This is a genomic window from Chryseobacterium camelliae, from assembly GCF_002770595.1.
In the GTDB taxonomy this organism is placed as follows: Bacteria; Bacteroidota; Bacteroidia; order Flavobacteriales; family Weeksellaceae; genus Chryseobacterium; species Chryseobacterium camelliae.
The window spans coordinates 470,646-496,332 of sequence record NZ_CP022986.1; the positions used below are offsets into that span (position 1 = coordinate 470,646).

Here is a 25,687-nt window from a genome sequence, read left to right on the forward strand (position 1 = left end):
TAAAATGAGAGAAAAAATTTTATTCCTATTTTTTTCGTTAAGCTTAATATCTTGTAATAGTTATTCTGAATATGTTTTTAAAGATAACTTTGAGAATAATTATCAAATTAAATTATTGAGCAACACTAAAAGTGTAATTTATTTAATTGAAAATGAGAAAAAAATAGACTCTACTGAATTTGCTTACAAAAAAAGTTTATTGAAACTAAATTTATCGAAAATTAAATTTAATTCTTATACGCAAAGTAATAAATATGTAAAAGTTGGAAAAAAATTTAAAACAATTTCTTTTGGTAAAAATTTATCAAATAACTTGCATTTTAAATTTTTCGAAAACACTCGTTTTGCTATTGTAAATAATAACCTTTCAACAATTGATAGTATCTGGCTCAAGAATTCTGAAGATAATAATATGTCACAATAGAGAGCCTCCCCGCTAACCGGGCAAAATGAGGTAAGGAATGTAAAATTAGATTACCTGTACCGGGCCGATGAATTAAAGCTCAGAAAAAAATACACCTATTTTTTTCCAAAAAGCTCTACAGAAAGGTTAATGGTGACCGATTATCTTGATGGCTTTCAATATACAATTTCATATAATGGAAGAACATCATTAGATTTTATTTCCACTTCAGAAGGTTATTTTGATTTCCGGCAAAATAAGTATATTTACAACTATACAGACCATTTGGCAAATGTACGTTTGAGTTATTTCAATAATGGAAGTAGCATAGAAGTTCTTGAAGAGAATAATTATTACCCTTTTGGACTTAAGCACGGAGGATATAATGAATTGGCAGGAAACCCGGCATATCAGTATAAGTATAACGGAAAGGAGCTGCAAACAGAGACAGGAATGTATGATTACGGAGCAAGGTTCTATATGCCGGATATCGGAAGATGGGGGGTAGTGGATCCACTGGCGGAAACTTCGAGAAGATGGTCAACTTATACGTATGCTTACAATAATCCGATTAGGTTTATTGATCCGGATGGAAGAAAGCCGTTAGATTGGTTTGTGAATAAGTATACAGGAAATGTTGTAAAGATTCAAGGTGTTAGTAACTTATCTCAATTAAGCAGTTCACAAATAGAAAAACTTGGTTTGGGTAATCCAAAAGCATATGAAAGATTAGGAAAAGACAATATGTTTGGCAAAGATGTGCAATACAAGGGGATGAAATTGGGAGAATCGAAATTCGTTATGTTGAATAGCGAGTCAAAAGGTTTTATGAAAGAGAATGGGTATGTCTCAGCTGATAGAGTTGTTGTAAAGGAAACTTTAAGTATTCAAAAAGGAAGAATGGGTTCTGAAGAGAATATAACTCATTCGCAAAGTTCCTTAAAAGAAATAAGTTCAACAAAAACATATGTCAAGCCAGAAAAAATCAATACAAGAGAGAACGAAATGTTGAAAGTTAGTAACTACACTTTTAGTAGTGTTTCAACCGCAACTTATGATTATCTAAGATATGGTACAGACATTGGACAGACCCCTCAAAGTATTACAAACACATATTTTTATGATAATAATCCACAAAAGACATCAGATGGAGAGAATATCATATTACAGACTGCTAAAGAAGTAATTAATGTGTTGTCCAGTTTTTTAAATAAGTAAAAAATAAATATGTATAAATTAATATTACTAAGTATATTGTTGTTAATATTGTCATGCGAACCAAAAAAGATGTCTTCAAATGATAACAGATTAAATAATAAAATATCAAAGTTTGATAGTAAGTTAGTAAATCATTTTCCTGCGAAGAAAAGCGGTAATAATTCTGATACTATTGTAAACGAAAATATAAGAAAGAATACAGTAGGAATATTGCTTTATGAATATGAAGTGCCTAACAGCGCGCTTGATAGTTTAAACAAAATATATACTAAAAGAGCAATTGCTAAATATAGTAGTGCAGATACTTGTTTATTAGTTATAAATAAATTTGAAACTCCAAAAACATATTCAGAATCTGAAAATGTATATATAGATTTTGAAAAAAGGAAAAATTTAGTTAATAAAAATTGTTACTTAAATAAATATCCAATTCCAAAATTTCTTGATTATAGATTTCTTGAAAAAAATACCGAAACATATTTAAGCAATGATTTTGATCTTTATATTCTTGAAGCTAATAATAGTGATTTTTTTGAAAAATATAATTTAATTCCTAATCCACAAATGTCAGATAATTGGAGTAATGGATATTCAAAGGGGGTTGCAATAAGCAAAAAATCTAAATGTGTAATATTTTGGGGTGTAATTTGGTAAATATAGAACAGTAAAATTTATATGTTCCTTGAAGTAAAATCCTCGCAAAATGCGAGGATTTTTGTTTTATAGTGCAGCTACATTTTATTAAAGAAATCTTTAAATTTTTAGTGAGATTCGATAACCTGGGAAATGATCTGTTTGGGTATGCCATGAAATACAACAATCCTGAGAACACAAGTCTTTCAACCGGCAGGTTCAACGGGAATATTGCAGAGATCGACTGGAAAACCTCTACGGTAGCCAATGATAATAAAAGAAGGTATTTTTTTACGTATGACCATTTTAACAGACTCCAGCAGGGCATCTACTCCGAACCGGGCTCATCAGTGATCAACAATAACAATTATAATGAACAGCTCACTTATGATTTGAATGGCAATATCCTTACCCTGAAAAGGTTCTCCAAACCTTATTCAGGCACAACCCCGGAGCTGATTGATGACCTGGTCTATAATTACACCGGGAACCGACTGGATAAGATCACCCTTCCTTCGGGAACGGCAAATAATGCCTCAGGATACAACGCCTTACAAAATACCATTACCTATGATGCCAATGGCAGTATGATCAACCAGCTGGATAAGAACATCGCTTCTATCGAGTATAACCATTTAGATTTACCGAGGCTGTTTACTACAGGAAGCGGAAAGTTTAAACAGACTATCGCTTATACCTACAGGGCTGATGGTATCAAAGTTGGAAAAAACGTAGGAGGAAGGCTTTTCTTCAGTACCACTACGGATTACCTTGACGGGTTCCAGTACCAGGTATCATTAGTAGCCGAGGGTGATGATTCAAGTAATTTCCTTCAATTCTTTCCCACTTCGGAAGGTTATTTCGATTTCCAGCAAAATAGGTATATTTACAACTATACAGACCATTTAGGAAATGTACGTTTGAGTTATTTCAATAACGGAAGTGGCATAGAAGTTCTTGAAGAGAATAATTATTATCCTTTTGGACTCAAGCACGGAGGATACAATGAATTAGCTGGAAACCCGGCATATCAGTATAAGTATAACGGAAAGGAGCTACAAACAGAGACTGGGATGTACGATTATGGAGCGAGGTTCTATATGCCGGATATTGGAAGATGGGGTGTGGTGGATCCGCTGGCGGAAAAGATGACAAGATATAGTCCTTATAACTATGCTTTTAACAATCCTATAAGTTTCATAGATCCGGATGGTAGAGAAGGGAAAGGTTGGATACATCAACAGTTTGAAGATGGCAGTACTAAATTAACTTATAAATCTAATATTAATACTGTTCAAGAAGCAATGGAAGCCGGTTATGTAAATGTTTATGGAGTTTCTGAAACAGGTGAGATAACAAATACAAATGATGGCTCAGTTGCATATTCTTTAAATGCAGATGGAACCGTCACTGATGCAGCAGGAGAAACAACCAAAGGGTATTTATCTACTTCAGGTGGGATTAATATACAAGCAAAAGACGCTTTTGATCTTACAAAATGGTTATCGCATTTAGGTAATGAAGGTGGGGACTTTTATGCAAATCTTGGAGGGGCGGCTCCTCAGGAATATAGTAATCCTTTCTTTAGAGGTGATATAGATAAAATAGTTGATGCCGGAGGTTACTTTGGAGGAATGCTTAATAGTTTAAGCAGAGGAAATGATGGTAGAGACCTGTTAGGGGGCATGGGGGATATTATGTCGTTAATTGACTCCGGTGTTAATGCCTTAAAAGGAAATAAGAAAATTGATTCTGTTTATTATAATACTTGGACAGTTGACAAAGAGGGTAAAATTAAAGATACACTTCCGGGGATTCCTATGGGAAAAAAATGGGATAGTGAAAGATATATTCGTTTTATGACAACAACAGATTCTGCAAGAAGTGCAAAAATTAAAGCTTTAAAATAAGATGAAAATTAACTTGCTTAAAAGATTATTTCTTCTAATAATCACGATTATATTATTATCATGTAAAAAAGATAATAAAAAAGATGTTCTATCTTCAGATTATTTTTCAATTGCTACTAATTTAAAGACATTAACAAATTATAAGGATGTATCCATAAATGATACAGTAAAAAAAGTATCAGGTAATTTCAATCAGTATGAAATTAGGGGATTTATAAATAATTTAGGTCAAAAAATAAATTGGTGGAATATTGTTGATTTAAAAAAAGATGCCGGATATAATGTAAGGCTTGAATACAGGATTATTGATAATAAAGAAAAAGTAAACCAATTTATTTTTTATCATCCTAAACACGGCATTTACAAAATAAATAGTAAATTTTATTTAAAGAAAAAAAATAAAAATATTTTGACATACTCTTTCTATACTCCTAGTGAATACGAAAAAATTAACTCTGTAGGTAAGTTTGAATATTATATTTTTATTGACAATAAGTTATTTATAAGTAAAATTGCTGAATGCAAAAAGCAGGATAATGCTTTTTTTATTGATATTCCTTTTCCTAAAACAAACAAGCATGTTATTTTAAAAGGTTTATTTTCGGAATTATTTGAAGATAAAGATAAAAAACTCGGGCAAAATGATATTTATGTATTGGATAATCTGAGTGTAGGTCAAAAGCCTCCACTCCAAAGTGTTCAGCTTTTTACTCCAAAATAAATAGACTGCACTCAAAAGTTTAGGCAAAATTAAACAATAAATTTAGGAAAGAGTTCGGTACTGTACTGGGCTCTTTCCTTTTAAATTAATTCTTATTCTATTGCTGTTATAGTTAGATCAAATTTAGAAGCTATTAATCACTGATAAAATGATACCTTCGGGAGAGCCATTATCATCGGGATTGTTCAGGGAGGAAGCAGGCTGGAGATGCAGGATATGATCGGTGGGAATGTGATTACGGAAAACCGTGACAGTGCAGGCTTTGCCAAAAATGACGGGATGCAGATCTATTACACCAACGGACAATTCCCTTATTTTGATAAGGCCTTTTCCGTTAACTATTACGATAACTATTCTCCGGATTCTCCAACTGTGCATTCCCAGATCATAGGTCAAAATGTCCTTCCCCAGGCAGGAGCGGGCGTAGCAGTAAGTACCAAAAGCCTTACATTGGCATCTTATATTAAGAATATAGAAGATGATAGCTGGAACAAAAATTATAATTGTACGATGTAAAATCAAGAAGTATCCGGAGCTATTCAATCAATTATCTGAGTGGTTATACTAAGACAGAATCGCTTTTGGACTTTGCAGGAATAGTACAGAGAACTAAGACTTATCATCAGAGAAAAGCATGTGATATAGGTAATTATTCAGGAACGATTTATTTATGATGGCCAAAACCGGCTCTTGCAGCATTTCCATCAGGTAAACAACAAACCTGAGGAGCTACTGGTAGAGAATTCTTATAATGAACTTCCCAGCTTACTAATAAAAAAATCTGCAAAACATAGATTATGCCTATGATATACGCGGATGGATGACAGGGATCAATAAAGATCAGATGACTTTGGCGGACCTTGGCGGAAAACTCTTTTTTTACAAGATCAGGTATAACGAGAAGCTGAGTATTGATAATCCTGACCAGGGGATGTTTCCAGATAAGAATGTGATGCCTAGGTAGAATGGCAATATTGCCGAGATAGACTGGAAGAGCATTGATAACATCGATCAGTAACAGGTCATTTACAAAATATAATAAACAGGTACATAACAATCGTTTACCTCTGTTTTTATGCTCTGTTTCCCGATTGGTCGGATTTTTGAAGCGTACTAGTAAAAATAATCACTAAAATATTACTATTATGTCTACAGAAAACCTAACGCACGCTGATGCGATCAAAAAAATCAAGGAACTTTCCGAAAATGCCAAAATCTGTATGTTCTGTACGGAACTGGATAAAGCACCGATCAATTCCCGCCCGATGAGCCTGCAGGAAACTGATGAAGAAGGAAACCTTTGGTTCATCAGCAGCGATACGAGCAATAAGAACTTTGAAATCAAGGAAGATAAAAAAGTTCAGTTATTCTTCATGAATAACGGTGACTACCAGTATCTTTCCGTATACGGCGATGCCTCTGTTTATAAAGACAAAGCAACCATTGACGAAAAATGGTCTGAAAAAGCCAATGCCTGGTTTGACGGAAAAGATGACCCTACCGTTTCCATTATCCGGGTAGAACCTAAAGAAAGTTACTACTGGGATACTAAAGCCAGTAAGCTGGTAAGCATCCTGACTTTTGTAGCGGCAGCCATTACCGGGAAAAAAGCAGACAATTCAGATGGTGTGGAAGGAAATGCTACAGTGTAATACCACATTACTTCAGTTATAAAAAATAAAAAGCAGTGAAGATTTTTCACTGCTTTTATTATGAACTGCTCAACCGGAATTTATGCTTTTTGAGTGACCGGTGGTGGTATATGAGATAAAAGATTCAAGACATAAAAAACAGACCTCAATAATAAAATCTACATAATATATTCCTCTGAGCGTACCTTGCAGGTAATGGTAAAGTTCAATACATCCGATCCCGAATGCAATCAGGCTACCCACTACGGCATGAACCTGTAGAAGCCTCCTGGTAAACGCCATATAAAAAAGGATGCTGTATGAAAAGATCAGCACATCAACCATTTGCACCAGCCACACATCCGTCCTCGGTCCGGTCACTTCAAAAAAAACTTTTCAGGTGGATCAGCGGCCATAACCCTGTTACAAAATAATAAACAGCCTGTAAAAAGGGTGTGAAACGGAGCTTTACCATATTTTTTCTCTTTATGGATTTTCATGATGCGGCATATCTACCGGTTTGGATTCCGGAGATCCTTTTTCCCTGAGCCAGATCGATAAAATCACAATGGAAGCTACTGCCAGAAATTCGCTCTGCCAGTTCTGGAAAGATTCAAACCAGAACCTTGATCCTGAAATATATTCCAGCACATGGACCTGAGGTTCCTTTTTAGCCACCTGTTCATTATTATATGTCAAGAGGCTTCCGTAAAAGTGCATGGAGAAACTCGCAATGAACAACAAAGCAAAAGCAATGGACAGCGAATGTTTATAGAGCTTTAACCATACACCGCCTTTACGTACCGGCCACGGCGCATCAGGATGCGGCTTGGGCTCCCGGTCCACTTCTTCTTTTCCGGTCAAGGATTTTGATTCACTGGAACCTTTCTGCCTGAGGGATACCGTAAGTACAATATACAGCATCATCTGCAGGAATTCACTTTCCCAGTTTTCGAAAGTTGCCTGGATAAAATGCCCGCTGTACAGGTATTTTCCTAATGATAATGCTGCCTGCCCATTTTCAGCCAGTTCCCTGTTATGGGTTGACCAGCCTGTAAAAAACTGCCCCAGCAGACAGAAAAGCATCATGATGACCAGGACAATGCTCAGCCCGTTACGGTAAAAAAAACTCTGCTTATCCATATATGACTTTATTCAACTGCTGAATCTTCTTCAGGATCAATTCTCTGGAGGTCTTTGACTGTCGGTCCGGTAAGCACTTTTCCGTTCACATTGAACCTTGATCCGTGGCAGGGACAATCCCAGGAGATTTCTGCGCTGTTCCACCGTACCTCACATAAAGCATGGGGACAGGTGCTCTTTACCAGGTGCACTGTCCCCCCCTTTTCTTTGTACAAGGCAAAAGATTCACCTTCATATTGAACTACTTTGGCTTCACCTTCACTGATTTCGGCAAGCGATGTAATCTTCTCCCTGAATAGTTTGTCTTTCACAAAATCAAATGCCACTACGGCATTTTCCTTGACAAAATCCGTAAATCCTGCTACAGGCTTGATCCTTGAAGGACTGAAAAGATGTTCATATGTACTGGATCCATGGACGATGATATCAGTCAGGATCTGGGAAGTAAGAGTCCCGAAGATCATTCCGTTCCCCCTGAATCCTGTAGATACATAAATCCTTCCGCTGCTTGACGGAAGCTTCCCGATATACGGAAAACCGTCAGACGGCTCATAATACTGGCTCGACCAGCTGTAATGTACCGTTTCTACGTCAAAATGTTCCCGGACATAGTTTTCAAGCCTTGAAAAGCATTCTCCGGTATCTTCCTCATGACCGGTCTTATGGTCCTCGCCGCCTGCGATAAGCAGCTGCTGCCCGTCAATTTCCTGGAAACGGTAGTACCGGTAAGGATCGCAAAGGTCATAACCCAGCTCCTTCTCCTGAGGTTCTTCCTTCATGCTGAAAGCCATGGCATAACTCCTGTACGGAGCATTCATGGTATGAAGGATGCTGATTCCGGGTGGGATATGCGTCGCATAGATCACATGCATAGCCTGCACTGTTCCTTTTGTAGTATTCAGCTGAACAAAATCTTCCTGTTCATCATGGCTTTCACAAAGGCAATCCTCATGAATTACCCCTCCCGCATTCCGGAATGCTTCACTTAAAGCCCGGATGTACTTTATCGGATGGAACTGTGCCTGATCGGGGATCATCACTGCATCCTTGAAAGGAATCGGGAACGGTACCTCACGGGTATAAAGCATCTCATGCCCGACCTTATAAGCACCGTCTACAATGTCAGCCAGTTCTTTCTGCTGTTTATCGTCGAGTGCGAAAAGGTATCCCTTTTTCCTCATGAAATCACAGTCGATTCCATATTTCTGAATATTATTCTCTATAATAGAAATGGCTTCCTGTCCGGCTCCTGCAAATAATTTTGCATTGTCAAGCCCAAAATCGCTGATCGCCTGGGAAAATGTCGTATCGAAAAAATCGTTCAGATGCGCGGTAGTACCACCGGTAGTCCCGAATCCGATATTGGAGGCTTCCAGAATGATGCATCTTTTCCCTGATTCCTGTAGTTTGATGGCGGTGGAAATACCGGTGATCCCTCCGCCTACGATCGCAACATCAAATAATTGCCCCATAGCGCTTTCCGAAGGAAATCTTTTGATTTCTTCCTGCCATATGCTTTTTCTTGCACCGTCTCTGTACATGATTGTATTGTTTTAGTTTATAAAATGATCAGTAATGCCTGATCCCTATCGTGTCATTCACTGTCCTTTCGGCCGGGTCTGATTGTTCTGTTCTCACAGGCTCATCCTCTTCGATCTCGCATTCCGCACATAAGTTCAGGCTCATCAGACCCAGGATACTCAGAATTAATGTTGTTGTTTTCATATCATATTTGTTATCAGTGATATTCACTTATCCGTTCACTACGATCCCGCCATTGGGATGCAGTACCTGGCCGGTAATCTGAGCAGCATCATCTGAAGCCAGGAACAGGAAACTGGAAGCTACTTCCTCCGGAGTTGCATTTCTCTCGAAAGGCGGCTTATTCGGATCATCTTCTTCCTCTCCGAAGGTGTCTTTGGTAAGCGGTGTCGCTACCGGACCCGGAGCAACGGCATTGACGCGGATGTTTTTAGGTTTGGACTGTAAAGCCAGTGAGCGGGTAAATGCCACAATGGCTCCTTTGGTTGCCGAATAATCCACCAGCTCTTCATGGCCCTGATAGGCCGTGGCAGAGGTGGTATTGATGACACTGCTGCCGGATGAAAGATAAGGAAAGACTTCTTTGGTCAGCATGATCATACCAATGATATTAGCATCAAAAGTTTTCCTGATGTTTTCTACTTCCAGTTTTTCAATGTCATCGCATGGTGTTTGTGTTCCTGCATTGTTGACAAGAATATCTATTTTCCCGAATGCATCAGCTGCCTGTTTTGCTGCCTGTTTACAGAATTCATGGTCACTGATATCTCCCGGTATGATGATGCATTTACGGTTCATAGACTCAATCTCCTTCTGTACTTCTTCGGCTCTTTCCCTGTCCTCGTGATAAATGATCGCGATATCGGCTCCTTCTTTGGCGAACCGTAAAGATACCGCCTTACCGATTCCACTGTCTCCTCCTGTGATCAATACCGATTTATTCTCTAATCTCATACAATTTATTTTTCTGTTTTTGGTTTCTGCATTTCTGACATTCTGTGGGCAGCCATACTGTCTGTTGTGATATTGGTCATGGCAACCATCATTTTATTTTTTACTCCTGAAACTATTTTGTCATCACCGTTCATCAGGGCATCGAAGCCGTCCTTAGCTACCTCTTCCGGTGAAGAAAGGTTGCCCGGATCTTCCAATATCTTGCTTTCGTTCATGCCGGCTTTATTGAAAAAGTCGGTTGCTGTAGGACCAGGCAAAAGTGCTGTTACAGTGATTCCCGTATCTTTCAGCTCTTCGCGGATGGCCTCAGACCATGACAGGACGAATGCTTTGGTTCCGTGGTATACGGAATGCCAGGGCCCGGGTGCCTTGCTGGCTATGGATGCCAGATTGAGGATTTTTCCGGAACCTTTTGCTATCCGGTCTTTCAGAAAGAGTTTAGTGAGTATGATTACCGAAAGGATATTCAGGTTCACGATATTGATCTCTTTCTGTATATCGGTGTCAATGAATTTACCGTAAGCGCCCTGTCCCGCATCATTGACCAGAACCGAAGGGCTTATGCCGTTCGCTTCCAGCTCAGTATATATTTCATATACCTGATCCTGGCTGAAAAGGTCTTTGCAGATGACGGTAACTCTAGCCCCAAGTGACTTAAATTCTTCTGCCTTGTGATTCAGTTGCTGCTCATCTCTGGAGACGATAGCAAGGTCATACCCGTTTTTGGCCAGCAGCTTGGCCAGCTCATACCCGATGCCGCTTGTAGCACCGGTAACCAGAGCATATTCATTTTTACGTTCCATGTGGTTTATTTTAAAATTAACAGCTGATTGATCTCACTCTTAAAGCAGCCCAGGATAAATTCTGTATAATACAGCTGTGCATTCAGCGCCTGGGTTTTAGGATGAAGCTCAAGTTTTTTGGTAACCACTACTTCTCCTCTGAAGGAAATACAGTAGTAGGCAAAAATTTTATACAGCGAACTCCGGTTAGGCGTGCAGTATCCCGTAGTGGCAATAGACCAGTCGGTTTCAAAAAGCCTGGCCACATTCAGGGCCATAGTCTTTGCAATATTTTCTGATACACAGTCACACTCTTCCGCCTCCTGTTTGTCGACCTGAAGAAGTTTTACTTTTTCAGACAAAGCATACGCCGTAACTCCTCCCCTGTAAAATAGGGAGGCATTCGGCATTTGTGAAAAGGCTAACTGTAAAAAGCCTGACGTCACACTTTCTGCTACAGAGACGCTCTGATCAGCTGTGATCAGCGAATGGCTTATGTATTCTAAAAGATTCTTCTGAAAATCCATAACATCATATTTAGGTGGTTTGTTGGGTGATAGATCTCTCTGACGGGTTTATTTCCACGGATCAAGGACTACTTTTACGCAGCCGTCATCCTTCTTATCGAAAATTTCGTACCCTTTGGATACTTCATCCAGCGAGAGGCGGTGGGTAATGATGTCATCCAGGACTACCCTTCCGGACTGTATATGGTCCATAAGCTCATCGATGATCGGATGTACATTACACTGGCCTGCCTTGATGGTTATTCCTTTGTCAAAAATCTGCCCAAGCTTGAAATTGTCATAATTCACCGGGTATACTCCGACAATGGAAACAATCCCGCCGCGTTTCACGGCACTCATACAGGCTTCAAGAACCTTAATGGACCCTTTCTCAAAATTTACGACGGCTTTTGCCCTGTCCAGAAGGTTTCTTTCCGGCTCAAAACCTACAGCATCAATACAGACATCGGCGCCTCTTCCGTGGGTCAGGTCCCGGATCTTTTCTATGGTGCTTTCAGCATCTTCCCAAAGGATGGTTTCGCAGCCGGTCAGCTTTTTAATCTGGTCCAGCCTGTATTGCAGGGTATCTACAACAATAATTTTCCCGGCATTATAAAGGATAGCACTTTTCACTGCCATGGAACCCACTGGCCCCGCTCCGAAAATAGCTACGGTTTCCCCGCCTTTCAGTTCACCCCATTTAACGCCGGTATACCCTGTCGGGAAGATATCCGTAAGGAATAGCACCTGCTCATCCGTTAAGTTATCGGGGACAATCCTCGGTCCGAAATGAGCGTAAGGAACCCGCACATATTGGGCCTGTCCGCCGTCATATCCTCCATAGAGATCCGTATATCCGAACAGCGCACCCCCTTTTTCAGTGAAAATGCCGCCTTCCGGGCCGTAAAATTCAGGATTGCTGTGTTCACAGGCTACAGGAAGGTCGTTCTGGCAGAAATGGCAGCTTCCGCATGCCACCGGGAATGGGACTACTACCCGGTCGCCAACTTTTAGGTTGGTGATATTTTTTCCTGTTTCTTCCACAATCCCCATGAATTCATGGCCCATCACCATAGGACGTGCCTGAGGAATCCCGCCTGAGTAAATATGAAGATCGCTCCCGCATATTGCAGTAGAAGTTACTTTTAAAATTATATCATTGGCATCCTGGATCTGCGGATCATCTATCGTATCACATGTAATATGGCCAGGTGCATGAAAAACTGCCGCTTTCATAATATTACTATTTAGTGTTTGATGTTTACTTTTTCTTTACGAATTCCTTTCAAGCTCCAGGTCCCAGACCCTGTGATTCGCAATGGCATTGATGAACTTTGTTGCCTGGTCTGCATCTTCCGACGTAATGATCGCAGGATCTTCATGCTGCCTCATGGAAGGATTGCTGAGGTTATAGATAGCCTCTGTACCTTCTCCGAAATAAATGGATTTACAGTGCTTATAGGCATCGTTGATGAAGCTCAGCACAAGGTGTTTATTTTCGGCGTTCATCAGCTGTAAAGTGGACTGCTCGCCGGCACAGATGTACAGGGCATCAAAGCAAACACTACCCGTTGTGGTCAGGGAATGCTTCGGAACCAATACAGATCCGTCATGCGCAGTAATAGGAGCTACACTGGTTCCTATAATTTCCACTACAGCTCCTTTTCCTTCCAGCGTAATCATCAGCTCTTTAGCGGCTGCTCCGTCAGCCCCGTTGGCCATTATAAAACCTACTTTACGGCTGCTGATCGTATTTTTGATGGTATTCATCATGCTTAATGCTTCCGAATATTTGGTTTCCGGCTCTCTTTCCTCGCTCTGCAGTGTAGCAGGATCAGCATCTGCCGGGATACTCTGATTTGGCATGTCCAGAGCCAGTACTTCAACCCCCAGTTTTTGCGCTACATTGGCGGCCAGGACCTGGTCAACATAGGCCAGCTGGGATACCATCCTTTCGCGGATTGCCGGAATGGTTACTTTCGACAGTTCAAAAACAAGGGCATTCTGAAGGTGCATTTTTTCCGGTTCCGACTGGCTGTTGTAAAACAGTTTAGCCTGCGAATAATGGTCCACAAAGCTCCTGCTTCTCCTTCTTACTTTAGGGCCGGAAACGGTTTCCTGGTGAGAAGCAAAACCATCTTCAGACATCATGGCCTGGAACGGGCAGCCTCCGCCCATGGAATTGGGATGATAACTTACTTTCCCTTTATCAATCTGTTGCCTCATGTAGCCTTCGCGCTGGTTGTTGTGAACCGTTTTGACGGAACGGTTAATCGGGATCTCATGGAAATTAGGTGAACCGAGCCTGATCAGCTGCGTGTCGGTATAAGAGAAAAGCCTTCCCTGTAACAGAGGATCATTGCTGAAATCTATTCCGGGAACGACATGGCCCGGGTGGAAAGCAATCTGTTCCGTTTCACAGAAAAAATTATCCGGGTTCTTATTCAGGGTAATGGTTCCTACCAGTTCAACAGGCACCACTTCTTCAGGGATGATTTTGGTAGGGTCAAGAAGGTCAAAATCAAATTGGTCTTCATCTTCTTCCGGAATAACCTGAACCCCGAAATCCCATTCAGGATACTGGCCGTTCTCAATAGCTTCCCAAAGATCACGTCTGTGGAAATCCGGGTCAAGCCCTGAAATTTTCTGGGCTTCGTCCCAGGCTACGGAATGGACCCCAAGTCTGGGTTTGAAATGGAATTTAACGAAATGTGCCTTACCTTCATCATTGATAAACCTGAAAGAATGCACTCCAAAACCTTCCATCATCCTGTAGCTTCGCGGAATGGACCTGTCACTCATGACCCACATGATCATATGCATGCTTTCCGGCACCAGCGAGATGAAATCCCAGAATGTATCATGGGCAGAAGCTGCCTGCGGGATTTCATTGTCCGGCTCCGGCTTCAGGGCATGGACAAGATCGGGGAATTTGATGGCATCCTGGATAAAGAATACCGGTATATTGTTCGCAACAAGATCATAGTTTCCTTCATCAGTATAGAATTTTACGGCAAATCCCCTTACGTCCCTGGCCAGGTCGGTACTTCCCCTGTTTCCTGCTACCGTTGAAAAACGGATGAAGACAGGCGTTTCCTTTTCTGTATCCGTCAGAAATTTAGCTTTCGTATATTTTGAAAGGCTTTTGGTAAGCTTAAAAACACCGTGCGCTCCCGAGCCACGGGCATGAACGACTCTCTCAGGAATCCGTTCATGATCGAAATGCGTCATTTTTTCCCTGAAGATGAAATCTTCCATCAGTGTAGGGCCACGGTCGCCGGCGGTAAGGGAATCCTGATCATTATTGATTTTCAGTCCCTGGTTGGTAGTCAGTTTTTCGTTTTCGTTGGATACGCTGTGCTGATCCAGCTGGTCGGTTTTTTTGTTGTTTGGTGTGAAGTCTTTCATATCAATTCATATGGTTTGTGGTGTGTTATGGTGATCAGCCTATGCTGTTGCAGAAGGTTATTTTTCTGCATCCTGAATAAGCTTGCTGATAATTTTGTTACGGTACTCTTCTTCCTTCAGGACTTTCTGATAGGCGGTTTTTGCATACAGGGAGAAAGAGGGATTATCCATCTTTATTTCTGCTTCCAGATCCGGAAGGCCGGTTTGGTCATGATTGCCCACATCCAGGATATATTCTTGAATATAATGATCAATAACGCCCCTGATCACCTCACAGTGGGTGCTGACCTTGATTTTTTCCAGGGACTGGATTAAAAAGGCGGTGACTCCGTAGGAGTTAACGGTACCCGGAAATGAAGATTGGTATTCATCTTTCTGATCAGGGAGTCCGGAAAGTGGTAAAGCGTCGTTTTCAGGGATCATACAGTGTATCAGGTTTATCAGTTATCAGATGCGTGAAGGAAGGTCTCGAAATGCCTGAGGTCTTTCTTGTTTTTAATGGTCAGGCAGAACATGATCTGTTCAGGTTCTTCAAAACCAATATTCTGAAAACGGTCGAAGCAGGCAATCTGCGCCTGTACATTTTCTATATCCGTTTCCTTGAGGATAATGAAGAGCAGGAAAACATGGTCCTTTATTTCTTTTGCATATACGGTTGCGTCTTTTTCAAAGCAGTTTCCCCGATGGTTTACCTGGATAAAATGCTCAGACTTCAGTGTTTTTACTATTTGTTGGCAGTTCATACCGTAAGTATTCAGGGTTAAAAACAAGCCATACAGAACAGAAATCTGTTCCATATGGCTTTAAGTAAAACTAATCTTCTTGTTCTGCATCAAAATTGATGAATGTCTCTGCGATGTCCGTAAGATTGTAATCTGTATCTTCTTCTTCCTGCAGTGTTTTTTCCAGAAGGTCGGCCACTTTATCATGTCCCATGGTAATAGCCAGCTGAGCAAGTCCGCCGTAGGTGGCAATCTCGTAATGCTCCACTTTCTGTGCGGCAATGATTAATGCGGCATCACGGGTCATGCTGCCTTCTTCTGTTGATTTAATGATTTCCTCACCTTCCCTGATGATACCTTTGATGGCCTCGCATTCTTTTTTCTCTGGAGTTTCCTCAAGGAGCCTGAATATTTTTTCAAGGCGGCTTACATGCTTCTGGGTTTGAAGCTGATGGTCTTCAAAAGCTTCTTTCAGCTCTTCCGTGGTTGCCGCTTCCTGCATTTTTCCCAGTGCTTCGATAATCGCATTTTCTGCGAAATAAATATCTTTCAGGGCGCTCAAAAAGAATTTATGCAGCGGTGAGTTTTTCATTTTGTCTTCATTGACCGTTGCATTGTCTACCTGTGTTGTTTTTTTTGAAGATGCCGTTGCAGGAGAATTGCTGCCGGCTGTGGTGTTAGTATCTGTTGTTTTAGTTGCCATAATGTGAAGTGGTGTTTGATGGATAAAGATTACCTCTTTAAAAATAGTAAAGAGGTAATCGTTTAAATAGAATTATGAATTATTACGTCTGCCTCCGAATCCTGATCTGCCTGAAGATCTTCCGCCTCCATGGGAAGCCTGGCCTCCCATACGGGCAATTCTGGTACGCTCAGCTTTGCTCATGGAAGCAAAACCTCTTCCTGAAGAACCGGATCCTGAATTCGATCCCCTGCCTGAACCTCCGTTGCCGGAATTGGAACCGCGTCCTGAATTACCATTGGATCCCGATCTTCCCCTTCCTGATCCTGAACCTGATCCACGGCCCGAATTTCCGGAACCGCTGTTTCCTGATCCTGATCCTCTGTGGGAAGCCTGTCCGCCCATACGGGCAATTCTTGTTCTTTCAGCTTTGCTCATCGAAGCAAAACCTCTCCTGGAAGATCCGTTACCGGATGAAGAAGACCTTCCTCTGCCGCTGCCGGACCTTGATCCTCCTGATCCCGATCCTGAACCTGAACGGCCTCTGGAACCTCCTCTGCCGCCACCGGATGTGAATCTTCCCTGATTATCTCTCTGCTGGTTTCCTCTTCCTCTGCCCCTGCTGCCATTGTCATCTTCATCGTCTTCATCGTCATAATCCTCATCATCATAGTCTTCGTCGTCATAATCTTCATCATCGTAGTCCTCATCATCATAATCTCCGTCGTCATAGCTGTTGTCAAAGTCATCTTCATAATCTGAAAAATCGTCATCATATTCTTCATCATTGGATCCGTCTTCGTACCCATGCTCATAGCCTAGCTGGTAAATTTCCTCGAAACTGTCTGATGCGTTGGAATTGCCTCTTGAACCACGATTGTTTGAATTTCTGTTGTTCATAACTGAATTTTTTAGTATTAATATTAAGTGATGGTTATTGCAGTCCGTGACTAGTATGAGACGGCAATAGATTTGGTTTAAAATGAATTAATTTCCCGATACCGGGTGAGGGAATATGAAGTAATGTTCTATTTCAAATATAGCAGACAAATAATTCACACTATTATGACTTCAGTCATAATGGAGCCTGTTTAATATAAAATTTTGCGGCCCTGTATTTTCAAGATGTTATTTTTCTCCATGGCCTTGATAGTCCTTATAGCTGTTTCTACACATAATCCGGTGAGGCTGGCCATTTGTTTTCTGGTTAAAGGAACCATAAATGAATAAGGCTTTTTGTCACTCTCGAAACTTTTCAGGTAATCCATCAGCCCTTTCAGCCTGGTGGTAGGATTCTGGGAGGAAATGTTTTGCATCATGATAAACTTGTGGTACAAACCCTGTGAAATGACATTGCTTATTTCCAGGCATAATTTTGGAGATTCATTCAGAAGGCTAAAGAAGGCAGCCTTTTTAAGCCTGATTACCTTACAGTCTGTAATGGTTTCAGCGTTCATCGGATAGGGCTTGTCAATAAAAAGAATGCTTTCGCCGCAACTCTGGCCGGCAGCCAGGATATCCTGAATGAATTCCTTGCCGTCTTCATTATAATTGTTAAGCTTAATCTCTCCGCTTATAATCTGGTAGTAATAATTGGGCTGCTCACCTTCATTAAAAATGAATTCCGAAGGACCATAGTCTTTTGCAGTAGCTCCCATTGAATATAATATCTCTTCTTGAATAACCATAGCTTTACTTTTAGTTGTGCATCATTTACTTAATGTTAAAGTAAATTCATTGGGAAATACATAAAAACACATACAAATATCGAACCGTCAGTTATGCATAAAATCGTTAAATATTGTTAAATAAATAAATTTTTAAGTATATAAATATTTATATTTTTAATTAAAAATAAATATTTAGTTTATTTATTAACTAATATCTTACCACGTCCGTATGTTTTTCACACTGGACGAATCATATGTCAGATTGTTGCATAATTAGTCTGTTATTCAACTAGAAACTATCAATTTTCTGAATATCGAAAGATACTGGTATAAAGAAATGATCCTGATTATGAAGACAGGTATTCCGGGCAGCTATATCCTCATGTGGAATGAATGATATTGTATATTTCATAATATTTAATTTGATGGTGTATTTCAAATGTATAAAAACCCCTATTTAATATTTATGACCTAAATCATAAAATCCTGTTATATAACATAATTTTAAGGCTAACCAGCTAAAAATATGAAATTTTAACACAAAAAAAAACAGAGTATATAACTCTGCTTATATGAATATATGATGATATTTCTTTAATCCGGAACAAAATTCTTCCGTGCCAGTTCTTTCCTTACACGGCTTAAGCTCTCAGGCGTAATGCCAAGGTACGAGGCTATCATCCATTGCGGAACCCGTAAAAGTAGATCAGGATACATTCTGATGAACTTCAGATACCGTTCTTCAGCGGTCTCTCCCAATAAGGAATTGATCCTGTCCTGAAGGCTCCTGATATGTTTCTGGGCAATAATGTCACTCTTTTCAATGCTGTTCGGGAACTGTTCTACCAGCCGGCTGAAAAAATCAGGATGCAGGAATAAAACCTCAGAATCTTCTACGGCTTCTATATAGTAGATTGATTTTTCATTGAAGTAGAGGCTGCTCCGGTCGGAAATCAGCCAGCTTTCCGGTGCAAACTGTATGATGTGCTCCTTACCGTTTTTATCGATAGAATACATTTTCAGCAACCCTTTTTCAACGAAATATATATTCCTGCATATTTCACCGTACTCCAGGAGAAACTGGTTCTTGGAAACCTTCCTGCTCTCATAGTGCAGGCTGCACATATTGACCTTCTCTAAAGGGACTTCCAGTACCCTGGCGAGGTAAGCATTAATATTGTCCATCAGTCAAGTTGGCTTATAGATATACTTTGGTGGGAAGCATTATTTAAAGCTTTCCCATGTTCAATAACAATCAGCTGCGGGCTTTGATGCGTGATGCCGAAATCCTCCGCAATCTTATTTGAAATCGGCCTGTATGCCAGCAGGTCCAGGTAATACAGTTCTGCATCGGGTGCTGCCTCGGCTATTTCTTTTTCAAAGTTCCTCAACACCGTTTTACTGATGAAACAGCTGGTGGAGTGCTTGAAGATTGCGATCTTTTTATGATGGGACTGTTCAATGGCTTCGGCCAGTTCCTGTTCAGATTCTATCGGTTTCCAGAATGATTTTGTTTCCGGCTTATCTTCATTACCGCCGAATATTTTATTAAAAAAGCTCATACGTCGAATTGTTTAAGGTGATGGTCGAGATGTTTAAATTCCAGAAAGCCCCAGTCTTCAGTGGTCATGCTGCCGAAAAGAATATGCCGGCCCGGCAGACGCTTGTGGTCATATGCAGTCAGATATTCTTTCATGGTTTTCAGCAGGTTTTCTTTCGATTCCTTAAAGTCACATTCAAAATTAACGATTAGTTTTTGAAAAGTGGGCATATTTCTCGGAATTCCGTTATTAAAAATTTTCATTTCATATTTAGTGACCTTGCCTATTGTCCTGAAAATCGGGTTAATTTCGGGAAGATTTATCTTATACAGAGGAATCTGAAGGACCAGGTCACAATGCCTCATCATCTGGGAGACATCCATTTTACCCCATTGTGCTTCTGACTCTTCTGTTAAACATGAAATCCTGCTGATCAATTCTCTGAAACAGGCAGGATCATGCAGGCTTTTCTTTACCAGCATTGGTCTCGTTTCAGATTCTCAATATGGGCGAAATGATGGTTGCAGTGCCATACGTACAAAGCAAGATAATATCTCAGGTCATGGTCTTCATGATGTTCAGGATGATGGAAAGTCCTTTCAAACTGCCGGTTGGTAAGGGTTTTAAGAAGGAAATACCATCGCTGATGCGTGCCTTTGAGCATTCTCATAGCCGGCTTTACGGAGATTCCCGTGCTGTCCTGAAGTTCGGCCCATCGGGCTTCATCATAAGGTTTTATGGTCGGATTATCTTCCGTAAGCGCCAGTTTGAAGCGGATAAAGCTGTTGGCATGGCTGTCTGCAAGGTGGTTAACCAGCTGCCTCACCGTCCAGCCCCCCGGCCGGTACTGGGTATCCAGTTGTTCATCGCTGAAATCCTCAATCAGGTTTTTCAGCCTGCCGGGAAAATTTTTGATTACCCTGATATGCTGCTCCAGTTCTGCATCTGAAATGGATGCCGGTGCAGTGAATTGCCCGATAGGAAATTTCTTTTTTTCTAGATCATTCATTGTTGCTGATGGTATTGCTCTATTCTGTTATTCATGCGGAAGGCACACATTTTTCCTGAGTGGCCGATTTGTCCGATTATTCTTTTCTGGACAATTTTTTGAGGTTAGTTTTTGTAAATTTATCAAAAATTCGAGAAATCTAAATATGAAAAAAGCGTTAATCATCGTAGATGTGCAGAATGATTTCTGCGAAGGGGGTGCCCTTGCAGTTCCTGAGGCCAACCAGATTATCCCGTACATCAATCTGCTTATGGAGGAAAACGAATATGACCAGATTGTCCTTACCCAGGACTGGCATCCTGCCAACCATAAAAGCTTTGCCAGCAATAACGGCAGAAAAGTGGGAGAAAGCATCATCCTGAACAGCATCCCGCAGTTTATGTGGCCGGACCATTGCGTGCAGGGCACTTTCGGGGCAGAATTCCACAAAGACCTGAACCGCGATAAAGTAACCCACATCATCCAGAAAGGCAAAAATCCCGAAATCGACAGCTACAGCGGTTTTCAGGACAATAATCATTTTATGAAAACCGGATTGGACGACTTCCTGAAATACCATGACATCCAATTGCTTGAAATTGTCGGGCTGGCTATGGATTACTGCGTAAAATTCACGTGCCTGGATGCCGTAGCTAATGGTTATGTAACCTGCCTGCACTTCAACGGGACCAAAGCAGTGAATGTAAAACCGGATAACGGCAGGGATGCGCTGTATGAAATGATCCAGAAAGGGGTTACGGTACTTGGGTAACCTTATTTAGTTATGAGTTTTTGCAATGCACATCATTATGTAGACCTTATATAATCTTAGTTATCTAAAAAATAAGAGTGCAGATTTAGTTACAAGTTATGAGTTTCTGCAATACTCCTGATTTTTTCAACTTTATAAAAAAATAAAACCGCAGGAAATTCCCGCGGTTTCTTCTATTTTGAAATAAAATTACAAAGTGAAAACTAACTCATCACTCATAACTTTTAACTCATAACTCTTAAAGCATTTTAAGGTTATTCACCTCAAGCTCAGTCAAAATCCTCCAGTGGCCTCTTTTGATATTTTTCTTGGTAAGGCCTGCAAACATCACCCGGTCCAGAGCTTCCACTTCATAGCCCAGCCTTTGGAATATTCTCCTGATGACACGGTTCCATCCGATATGGATTTCGATTCCGATTTCATTTTTAGGCTTTCCTTCAATATAGGAAATCTGGTCTACGGTGGCTATCCCTTCTTCAAGACGGATCCCTTCGCCAATAGCCTTCATATCTTCACCGGAAAGCTTCCTGTCCAGCGTTACATGGTAGATCTTCTTAATATCGAAAGAAGGGTGCGTCAGTTTCTTGGTCATGTGCCCGTCATTCGTCAGCAGGATAACCCCTGTAGTGGAGCGGTCCAGTCTTCCGACAGGAAATACGCGGTAAGGTGATGCGTTGGCAACCAGATCCATTACCGTTTTTCTTGCTTTGTCGTCTTTGGTGGTAGAAATATACCCTTTTGGCTTATTTAAAAGCACGTATACCGGTTTTTCCGGCGTAATGTTCTGTCCGTCAAAAACCACACGGTCTGTTTTCTGTACCTGGTATCCCATTTCCGTCACTACCTGGCCGTTTACTTCTACAAGGCCCTTGATGATCAGGTCATCCGCTTCCCTCCTGCTGCAGATTCCGGAATTAGCGATGTACTTATTCAGACGGATGGTATCTTTATGAAGGTCCTTGCTTATTTTATCAAGCTTTCTCTTCTGGATGTAAGATTTTGCACGGTCATCATCCCTGTCCGTTTTACCGAAAGGTTTTTTGCCGAATTTAAGGTTGCCGCGTTCGTATTTGTCCCTGCTGTCGAAGCTTTTACCGCCTCTTCCGCCGGATCTGGAATTACCGAACTGCTTACGCTCCTCACTTTTATGCGTGATATAAGATCTGCTCTCAGATTTGGATTCACCAGAGTTGTCGTTCCTTTCAGAACTTTCCTGAGGCTTTTTGAAAGAAGTCTTCGGGAACTTGCTGCTGCTGCCTTTATGCTCACTGTTTCTTTCTCCTGCTTTCGGGAAAGGTTTTTTAAATGATTTCTGTCCTGAAGAATTTCCAGACTGAGAACCACGAGAACTTTCAGAACTTTTCCTGGCTGAAATTCTTGGTCTTTTCGGTTTTTCTGAATTATTATTGTCTCTGCTCATTCTAAAAATTTCTGCAAAGATAGTAATTTAGTTACGAGTTAAAAATTAAGAATCATAACTTTGTAGCTTTTATAAGTAATAATCTGAAGAAATACAGAACCCATGATAACATTCCTAGATGACCAGTTCTCCCAGCTGAATGATTTTCTCCTCGAAAAGCCTTTCAGTAAAATTTTTATTCTCACAGATGAAAATGTCCATGAATATTGCCTTCCGGTACTGCTGGGAAACCTGAATACCGATATTGCCTTTGAAATTCTGGAAGTAGAACCGGGTGAAGAAATGAAAAATGTGCAGACGGCCAACCAGCTCTGGGAAATCCTTACGGAAATGCAGGCAGACCGGCAGGCGCTTGTCATCAATCTTGGCGGAGGCGTTATCACGGATATGGGCGGATTTGTCGCCTCAACCTACAAGCGTGGCATACGGTTCATCAATATCCCCACTACCCTGCTGTCCATGTGTGATGCATCCATAGGGGGCAAAACAGGCATTGACCTAATGCATTACAAAAATATGGTAGGGACTTTTTCCTTTCCCGAACAGATTTTCGTCTATCCTAAATTCCTGGAAACCCTTCCTTTCAAAGAACTGAGAAGCGGTTTTGCAGAAATGCTTAAGCACGGACTGATTGCCGATAAAATCCACTGGAATGAACTTACCCAGCTGAGCAAACCGGACAGTGAGTCGCTGATCCCGTATATCCAGACTTCCATGGACATCAAACAGGATTTCGTGAATAAAGACTTTCAGGAAAAAAACATCAGGAAAACGCTGAACTTCGGGCATACTATAGGCCACGCCATCGAAAGTCTATGCCTGGAGCAGGGAAATCCGGTACTGCACGGCGAGGCGGTAGCCGCCGGCATGATCTGTGAAGCGTATCTTTCTTATCAGGAAGGACTGATCTCAGAGGAAGAATCCGATATCATCATTGATGCATTAAAAAAATATTACACTTACCTGGACATCAGTGATTTTGATGATGAGGCTATTCTATCACTTCTGTTAAATGACAAGAAAAATACAGACCGCAGGATCAATTTTTCATTGCTTACCAGTATAGGTTCATGCAATTTTGACTATCAATGCGATGAAAAGATGATCAGAATGGCATTGAAATTCTATCGTGAAATGAATAATATCTGACATTTTAAAGCATAAAAATCCTCTAAAAACCCAATTTTATTGACTCTATAGCCGTATTGGTTATAACTGTATTATATTCAGTTATTTAAGCATAAAAATTTTTATATTTCAGGCTCAAAAACACGTGATATTTATCATGAAAACCGATTTTGGCAAGCAATTTGAAAGATACTGTTCGTCCAAAAGGACAAGAGTAAAATTTAAAATTAGAGAAATAGTAAATATTAAAAATTTAGGTCATGAAAAAAGTAATTTTAGGATTAGCTATCACAGCAGGATCTTTAGCATTTGCTCAGACAACTTCTAACTCGTCGATGTCAGGATCTCCTGTAGCATTCGGTATTAAGGCTGGTATGAACGTATCTTCAATCACTAATGATGGAGGTCTTGAAGATCAGGGGTCTAAAATCGGATTCAATGCAGGTGTATTCGCCAACATTCCAGTAGCTGAATCATTCAGCATCCAGCCGGAAGTTTTATATTCTCAATATGGGGATAAATATGACAGAGTTATCGCAGGAAACAGATATTCTTATGCAAGAAATCTCGATTATATTACAGTACCTGTAATGTTCCAGTATAACTTCATTCCTAACCTTTATGTAGAAGCTGGTCCTGAATTCGGGTTCTTAGTGAATGCAAAAAATAAGCTTAAAAATGAGACCAATAACAATACCATTACTGAATCTGGTAACTATAAAGACCAGCTTAGTGGATTTAACTTTGGTCTTGGATTAGGTGCTGGGTATTATTTCACGCCTAATATAGGAATTACCGCAAGATATGTAGCAGGTCTTACAGATATTGCTAAAGACAGACCAAGCAATTCAGATGCGATCAGAAATAATGTGTTCCAAGTAGGATTAGCATTTAAATTCTAATTGCAGAATACAGAAATTTAAAGAATTTTGATTTCAATAAGGCTCAGGTTTATTCGTAAGCCTGGGCTTTTTTTAGATAAAATGCAGAGCATAATGATAACAGGGTAGTTTCTTAAAAAACCCTTAAAAAGCTCATTCAGAAAGCATTTTGGCAAGTCTTTTGCAAAATATACCCGGTGTGATTGATATCACACATTTTCAAATAGTAAAATTTAAACGTAAAATTATGAAGAAGTTATTTCTAGGACTGGCTGTGATGGCCGGTGCTGTTACCTATGCACAGGAAACAACTACTACTACGGTAGCCGTTATGTCTACCCTGAAAGAAAAAGAGCCGGTAAGATTCGGTATTAAAGGAGCAGCCAATGCATCCCAGTTCAGCGAACAGCAACTGAATACCAAAAATCAGAAGTTAGGATTTAATGCAGGTGTTTTCGTCAATATTCCCCTTGCCAAACAATTCGCATTGCAGCCGGAAGTTTTGTACAACCAGATGGGTGCTAAAAGTGTTCTGACTTCCTCTGAAGTGCAGAGTGGAAATACTACAGTAAAAACAGAGCAGAACGTAAGCACTACCCTGAATTACATTTCAGTGCCTTTAATGGTTCAGTTTAAACCTACAGATAATTTTTATTTTGAAGCAGGCCCTGAATTCAGTTATTTTATCAACGGTAAAGATAAGGGTGAATCCATGGTTTCATCCACAACCAACGGAATAACCACCACACAAATCCAGTCTGCATCCAGAGATATAGATAAGGATGCCATCCAGCGTTTTAACTTTGGCTTGGGACTTGGACTGGGATATTACTTTACGGATCATTTAGGAGTCAATGCAAGATATGTGAACAGTCTTACCCATATCTACAAAGATACTCCTGTAGGACAAAACCCGAATACCAACAGAGTATTCCAGTTAGGATTAAATTATAAATTCTAATCAACTCTAAAGATACCCAATTAACCTTTTATAAAAATCCGGATCTGCCTATTTTGCAGATCCGGATTTTA

Annotated in this window: 31 protein-coding genes; 12 read left to right on the top strand and 19 right to left on the bottom strand. The window is 40.4% G+C overall.

Going from position 1 to position 25,687, the window contains the following annotated elements:
* Positions 1–4 precede the first annotated feature (4 nt).
* The 8 genes from CGB83_RS02105 to CGB83_RS02135 all read left to right on the top strand — a co-directional run bounded on the left by CGB83_RS02105 (position 5) and on the right by CGB83_RS02135 (position 6,537).
* The gene (locus CGB83_RS02105) at positions 5–424 is read left to right on the top strand and encodes a hypothetical protein (RefSeq protein ID WP_100074291.1); all 420 of its coding nucleotides are present in this window, start codon (positions 5–7) and stop codon (positions 422–424) included.
* A 129-nt stretch (positions 425–553) separates the two neighbouring features.
* A complete protein-coding gene (locus tag CGB83_RS20690) occupies positions 554–1,621 on the top strand; it encodes an RHS repeat domain-containing protein (RefSeq protein WP_100074292.1) in 1,068 nt (355 codons plus the stop codon).
* 69 nt (positions 1,622–1,690) lie between these two features.
* Positions 1,691–2,275 (top strand): hypothetical protein, encoded by a 585-nt coding sequence (locus CGB83_RS02115; RefSeq protein ID WP_157761269.1) that lies wholly within the window; start codon positions 1,691–1,693, stop codon positions 2,273–2,275.
* A 110-nt stretch (positions 2,276–2,385) separates the two neighbouring features.
* Complete coding sequence (locus CGB83_RS02120) at positions 2,386–4,164, top strand: RHS repeat domain-containing protein (RefSeq protein WP_228420057.1); 1,779 nt, start codon at positions 2,386–2,388, stop codon at positions 4,162–4,164.
* 1 nt (position 4,165) lies between these two features.
* A complete protein-coding gene (locus tag CGB83_RS02125) occupies positions 4,166–4,885 on the top strand; it encodes a hypothetical protein (protein WP_100074294.1) in 720 nt (239 codons plus the stop codon).
* Positions 4,886–5,092: 207 nt separating this feature from the next.
* The gene (locus CGB83_RS02130; RefSeq protein WP_100074295.1) at positions 5,093–5,401 is read left to right on the top strand and encodes a hypothetical protein; all 309 of its coding nucleotides are present in this window, start codon (positions 5,093–5,095) and stop codon (positions 5,399–5,401) included.
* A 304-nt stretch (positions 5,402–5,705) separates the two neighbouring features.
* A complete protein-coding gene (locus CGB83_RS20075; RefSeq protein WP_157761270.1) occupies positions 5,706–5,849 on the top strand; it encodes a hypothetical protein in 144 nt (47 codons plus the stop codon).
* A 181-nt stretch (positions 5,850–6,030) separates the two neighbouring features.
* A complete protein-coding gene (locus tag CGB83_RS02135; protein WP_100074296.1) occupies positions 6,031–6,537 on the top strand; it encodes a pyridoxamine 5'-phosphate oxidase family protein in 507 nt (168 codons plus the stop codon).
* Between the two features lie 69 nt (positions 6,538–6,606).
* On the opposite strand, the gene CGB83_RS02140 is transcribed toward CGB83_RS02135, so the two are convergent.
* The 18 genes from CGB83_RS02140 to CGB83_RS02225 all read right to left on the bottom strand — a co-directional run bounded on the left by CGB83_RS02140 (position 6,607) and on the right by CGB83_RS02225 (position 20,475).
* Complete coding sequence (locus CGB83_RS02140) at positions 6,607–6,897, bottom strand: hypothetical protein (protein WP_100074297.1); 291 nt, start codon at positions 6,895–6,897, stop codon at positions 6,607–6,609.
* A gap of 105 nt (positions 6,898–7,002) precedes the next feature.
* Positions 7,003–7,659, bottom strand: coding sequence for a DUF6766 family protein (locus tag CGB83_RS02145; protein WP_100074298.1), 657 nt, complete (start codon positions 7,657–7,659; stop codon positions 7,003–7,005).
* An 8-nt stretch (positions 7,660–7,667) separates the two neighbouring features.
* The gene (locus CGB83_RS02150; RefSeq protein ID WP_100074299.1) at positions 7,668–9,200 is read right to left on the bottom strand and encodes an FAD-dependent oxidoreductase; all 1,533 of its coding nucleotides are present in this window, start codon (positions 9,198–9,200) and stop codon (positions 7,668–7,670) included.
* Positions 9,201–9,228: 28 nt separating this feature from the next.
* Positions 9,229–9,384: a hypothetical protein gene (locus tag CGB83_RS02155; RefSeq protein WP_157761271.1), complete on the bottom strand. Its 156-nt coding sequence runs from the start codon at positions 9,382–9,384 to the stop codon at positions 9,229–9,231.
* A 27-nt stretch (positions 9,385–9,411) separates the two neighbouring features.
* On the bottom strand, positions 9,412–10,155 hold the full coding sequence (locus CGB83_RS02160) for an SDR family oxidoreductase (RefSeq protein ID WP_100074301.1): 744 nt from the start codon (positions 10,153–10,155) through the stop codon (positions 9,412–9,414).
* A 5-nt stretch (positions 10,156–10,160) separates the two neighbouring features.
* Positions 10,161–10,958, bottom strand: coding sequence for an SDR family NAD(P)-dependent oxidoreductase (locus tag CGB83_RS02165; RefSeq protein ID WP_100074302.1), 798 nt, complete (start codon positions 10,956–10,958; stop codon positions 10,161–10,163).
* 5 nt (positions 10,959–10,963) lie between these two features.
* Entirely contained in the window at positions 10,964–11,464 is a 501-nt protein-coding gene (locus CGB83_RS02170) for a CinA family protein (protein ID WP_100074303.1), read from the bottom strand.
* A gap of 48 nt (positions 11,465–11,512) precedes the next feature.
* Positions 11,513–12,679: a zinc-dependent alcohol dehydrogenase gene (locus tag CGB83_RS02175; protein WP_100074304.1), complete on the bottom strand. Its 1,167-nt coding sequence runs from the start codon at positions 12,677–12,679 to the stop codon at positions 11,513–11,515.
* A 36-nt stretch (positions 12,680–12,715) separates the two neighbouring features.
* Entirely contained in the window at positions 12,716–14,851 is a 2,136-nt protein-coding gene (locus tag CGB83_RS02180) for a catalase (protein WP_100074305.1), read from the bottom strand.
* Positions 14,852–14,908: 57 nt separating this feature from the next.
* A complete protein-coding gene (locus tag CGB83_RS02185; protein ID WP_100074306.1) occupies positions 14,909–15,274 on the bottom strand; it encodes a hypothetical protein in 366 nt (121 codons plus the stop codon).
* A gap of 17 nt (positions 15,275–15,291) precedes the next feature.
* Complete coding sequence (locus CGB83_RS02190) at positions 15,292–15,648, bottom strand: hypothetical protein (RefSeq protein WP_100074307.1); 357 nt, start codon at positions 15,646–15,648, stop codon at positions 15,292–15,294.
* Between the two features lie 16 nt (positions 15,649–15,664).
* A complete protein-coding gene (locus CGB83_RS02195) occupies positions 15,665–16,276 on the bottom strand; it encodes a ferritin-like domain-containing protein (protein WP_100074308.1) in 612 nt (203 codons plus the stop codon).
* 72 nt (positions 16,277–16,348) lie between these two features.
* Positions 16,349–17,155, bottom strand: coding sequence for a KGG domain-containing protein (locus tag CGB83_RS02200; protein ID WP_100074309.1), 807 nt, complete (start codon positions 17,153–17,155; stop codon positions 16,349–16,351).
* 191 nt (positions 17,156–17,346) lie between these two features.
* The gene (locus CGB83_RS02205) at positions 17,347–17,943 is read right to left on the bottom strand and encodes a Crp/Fnr family transcriptional regulator (protein ID WP_100074310.1); all 597 of its coding nucleotides are present in this window, start codon (positions 17,941–17,943) and stop codon (positions 17,347–17,349) included.
* A 576-nt stretch (positions 17,944–18,519) separates the two neighbouring features.
* A complete protein-coding gene (locus tag CGB83_RS02210; RefSeq protein ID WP_100074311.1) occupies positions 18,520–19,110 on the bottom strand; it encodes a Crp/Fnr family transcriptional regulator in 591 nt (196 codons plus the stop codon).
* Positions 19,110–19,487 carry a bacillithiol system redox-active protein YtxJ gene (gene ytxJ, locus CGB83_RS02215; RefSeq protein ID WP_100074312.1) on the bottom strand — a complete coding sequence of 126 codons (378 nt, stop codon included), beginning with the start codon at positions 19,485–19,487 and terminating at the stop codon, positions 19,110–19,112. The genes CGB83_RS02210 and ytxJ overlap by 1 nt, the downstream gene beginning before the upstream one ends.
* A complete protein-coding gene (locus CGB83_RS02220) occupies positions 19,484–19,948 on the bottom strand; it encodes a DUF1569 domain-containing protein (protein ID WP_100074313.1) in 465 nt (154 codons plus the stop codon). Before CGB83_RS02220 ends, ytxJ begins: the two co-directional genes overlap by 4 nt.
* On the bottom strand, positions 19,939–20,475 hold the full coding sequence (locus CGB83_RS02225) for a YfiT family bacillithiol transferase (RefSeq protein ID WP_100074314.1): 537 nt from the start codon (positions 20,473–20,475) through the stop codon (positions 19,939–19,941). Before CGB83_RS02225 ends, CGB83_RS02220 begins: the two co-directional genes overlap by 10 nt.
* Positions 20,476–20,620: 145 nt before the next feature.
* Here CGB83_RS02225 and pncA point away from each other — a divergent pair, with 145 nt between their 5' ends.
* Complete coding sequence (pncA, locus tag CGB83_RS02230; protein ID WP_100074315.1) at positions 20,621–21,226, top strand: bifunctional nicotinamidase/pyrazinamidase; 606 nt, start codon at positions 20,621–20,623, stop codon at positions 21,224–21,226.
* A 238-nt stretch (positions 21,227–21,464) separates the two neighbouring features.
* Here pncA and CGB83_RS02235 read toward each other — a convergent pair whose 3' ends face one another.
* A complete protein-coding gene (locus CGB83_RS02235) occupies positions 21,465–22,646 on the bottom strand; it encodes a pseudouridine synthase (RefSeq protein ID WP_228420059.1) in 1,182 nt (393 codons plus the stop codon).
* 102 nt (positions 22,647–22,748) lie between these two features.
* Here CGB83_RS02235 and aroB point away from each other — a divergent pair, with 102 nt between their 5' ends.
* The 3 genes from aroB to CGB83_RS02250 all read left to right on the top strand — a co-directional run bounded on the left by aroB (position 22,749) and on the right by CGB83_RS02250 (position 25,616).
* Positions 22,749–23,795: a 3-dehydroquinate synthase gene (gene aroB, locus CGB83_RS02240; RefSeq protein ID WP_100074316.1), complete on the top strand. Its 1,047-nt coding sequence runs from the start codon at positions 22,749–22,751 to the stop codon at positions 23,793–23,795.
* A 239-nt stretch (positions 23,796–24,034) separates the two neighbouring features.
* The gene (locus CGB83_RS02245; RefSeq protein WP_100074317.1) at positions 24,035–24,676 is read left to right on the top strand and encodes a porin family protein; all 642 of its coding nucleotides are present in this window, start codon (positions 24,035–24,037) and stop codon (positions 24,674–24,676) included.
* Between the two features lie 226 nt (positions 24,677–24,902).
* Positions 24,903–25,616, top strand: a complete 714-nt coding sequence (locus tag CGB83_RS02250) for a porin family protein (RefSeq protein WP_100074318.1) — start codon at positions 24,903–24,905, stop codon at positions 25,614–25,616.
* The last annotated feature ends 71 nt before the right edge of the window (positions 25,617–25,687 follow it).

What these genes read in the sequence shown, in the direction of transcription:
- CGB83_RS02105 (WP_100074291.1), top strand. Translation starts at nt 5, where the DNA reads ATGAGAGAAAAAATTTTATTCCTATTTTTTTCGTTAAGCTTAATATCT.
- CGB83_RS20690 (WP_100074292.1), top strand. Translation starts at nt 554, where the DNA reads ATGGTGACCGATTATCTTGATGGCTTTCAATATACAATTTCATATAAT.
- CGB83_RS02115 (WP_157761269.1), top strand. Translation starts at nt 1,691, where the DNA reads ATGTCTTCAAATGATAACAGATTAAATAATAAAATATCAAAGTTTGAT.
- CGB83_RS02125 (WP_100074294.1), top strand. Translation starts at nt 4,166, where the DNA reads ATGAAAATTAACTTGCTTAAAAGATTATTTCTTCTAATAATCACGATT.
- CGB83_RS02130 (WP_100074295.1), top strand. Translation starts at nt 5,093, where the DNA reads ATGCAGGATATGATCGGTGGGAATGTGATTACGGAAAACCGTGACAGT.
- CGB83_RS20075 (WP_157761270.1), top strand. Translation starts at nt 5,706, where the DNA reads ATGACAGGGATCAATAAAGATCAGATGACTTTGGCGGACCTTGGCGGA.
- CGB83_RS02135 (WP_100074296.1), top strand. Translation starts at nt 6,031, where the DNA reads ATGTCTACAGAAAACCTAACGCACGCTGATGCGATCAAAAAAATCAAG.
- CGB83_RS02145 (WP_100074298.1), bottom strand. Translation starts at nt 7,659, where the DNA reads ATGGATAAGCAGAGTTTTTTTTACCGTAACGGGCTGAGCATTGTCCTG.
- CGB83_RS02150 (WP_100074299.1), bottom strand. Translation starts at nt 9,200, where the DNA reads ATGTACAGAGACGGTGCAAGAAAAAGCATATGGCAGGAAGAAATCAAA.
- CGB83_RS02155 (WP_157761271.1), bottom strand. Translation starts at nt 9,384, where the DNA reads ATGAAAACAACAACATTAATTCTGAGTATCCTGGGTCTGATGAGCCTG.
- CGB83_RS02160 (WP_100074301.1), bottom strand. Translation starts at nt 10,155, where the DNA reads ATGAGATTAGAGAATAAATCGGTATTGATCACAGGAGGAGACAGTGGA.
- CGB83_RS02165 (WP_100074302.1), bottom strand. Translation starts at nt 10,958, where the DNA reads ATGGAACGTAAAAATGAATATGCTCTGGTTACCGGTGCTACAAGCGGC.
- CGB83_RS02170 (WP_100074303.1), bottom strand. Translation starts at nt 11,464, where the DNA reads ATGGATTTTCAGAAGAATCTTTTAGAATACATAAGCCATTCGCTGATC.
- CGB83_RS02175 (WP_100074304.1), bottom strand. Translation starts at nt 12,679, where the DNA reads ATGAAAGCGGCAGTTTTTCATGCACCTGGCCATATTACATGTGATACG.
- CGB83_RS02180 (WP_100074305.1), bottom strand. Translation starts at nt 14,851, where the DNA reads ATGAAAGACTTCACACCAAACAACAAAAAAACCGACCAGCTGGATCAG.
- CGB83_RS02185 (WP_100074306.1), bottom strand. Translation starts at nt 15,274, where the DNA reads ATGATCCCTGAAAACGACGCTTTACCACTTTCCGGACTCCCTGATCAG.
- CGB83_RS02190 (WP_100074307.1), bottom strand. Translation starts at nt 15,648, where the DNA reads ATGGAACAGATTTCTGTTCTGTATGGCTTGTTTTTAACCCTGAATACT.
- CGB83_RS02195 (WP_100074308.1), bottom strand. Translation starts at nt 16,276, where the DNA reads ATGGCAACTAAAACAACAGATACTAACACCACAGCCGGCAGCAATTCT.
- CGB83_RS02200 (WP_100074309.1), bottom strand. Translation starts at nt 17,155, where the DNA reads ATGAACAACAGAAATTCAAACAATCGTGGTTCAAGAGGCAATTCCAAC.
- CGB83_RS02205 (WP_100074310.1), bottom strand. Translation starts at nt 17,943, where the DNA reads ATGGTTATTCAAGAAGAGATATTATATTCAATGGGAGCTACTGCAAAA.
- CGB83_RS02210 (WP_100074311.1), bottom strand. Translation starts at nt 19,110, where the DNA reads ATGGACAATATTAATGCTTACCTCGCCAGGGTACTGGAAGTCCCTTTA.
- ytxJ (WP_100074312.1), bottom strand. Translation starts at nt 19,487, where the DNA reads ATGAGCTTTTTTAATAAAATATTCGGCGGTAATGAAGATAAGCCGGAA.
- CGB83_RS02220 (WP_100074313.1), bottom strand. Translation starts at nt 19,948, where the DNA reads ATGCTGGTAAAGAAAAGCCTGCATGATCCTGCCTGTTTCAGAGAATTG.
- CGB83_RS02225 (WP_100074314.1), bottom strand. Translation starts at nt 20,475, where the DNA reads ATGAATGATCTAGAAAAAAAGAAATTTCCTATCGGGCAATTCACTGCA.
- pncA (WP_100074315.1), top strand. Translation starts at nt 20,621, where the DNA reads ATGAAAAAAGCGTTAATCATCGTAGATGTGCAGAATGATTTCTGCGAA.
- CGB83_RS02235 (WP_228420059.1), bottom strand. Translation starts at nt 22,646, where the DNA reads ATGAGCAGAGACAATAATAATTCAGAAAAACCGAAAAGACCAAGAATT.
- aroB (WP_100074316.1), top strand. Translation starts at nt 22,749, where the DNA reads ATGATAACATTCCTAGATGACCAGTTCTCCCAGCTGAATGATTTTCTC.
- CGB83_RS02245 (WP_100074317.1), top strand. Translation starts at nt 24,035, where the DNA reads ATGAAAAAAGTAATTTTAGGATTAGCTATCACAGCAGGATCTTTAGCA.
- CGB83_RS02250 (WP_100074318.1), top strand. Translation starts at nt 24,903, where the DNA reads ATGAAGAAGTTATTTCTAGGACTGGCTGTGATGGCCGGTGCTGTTACC.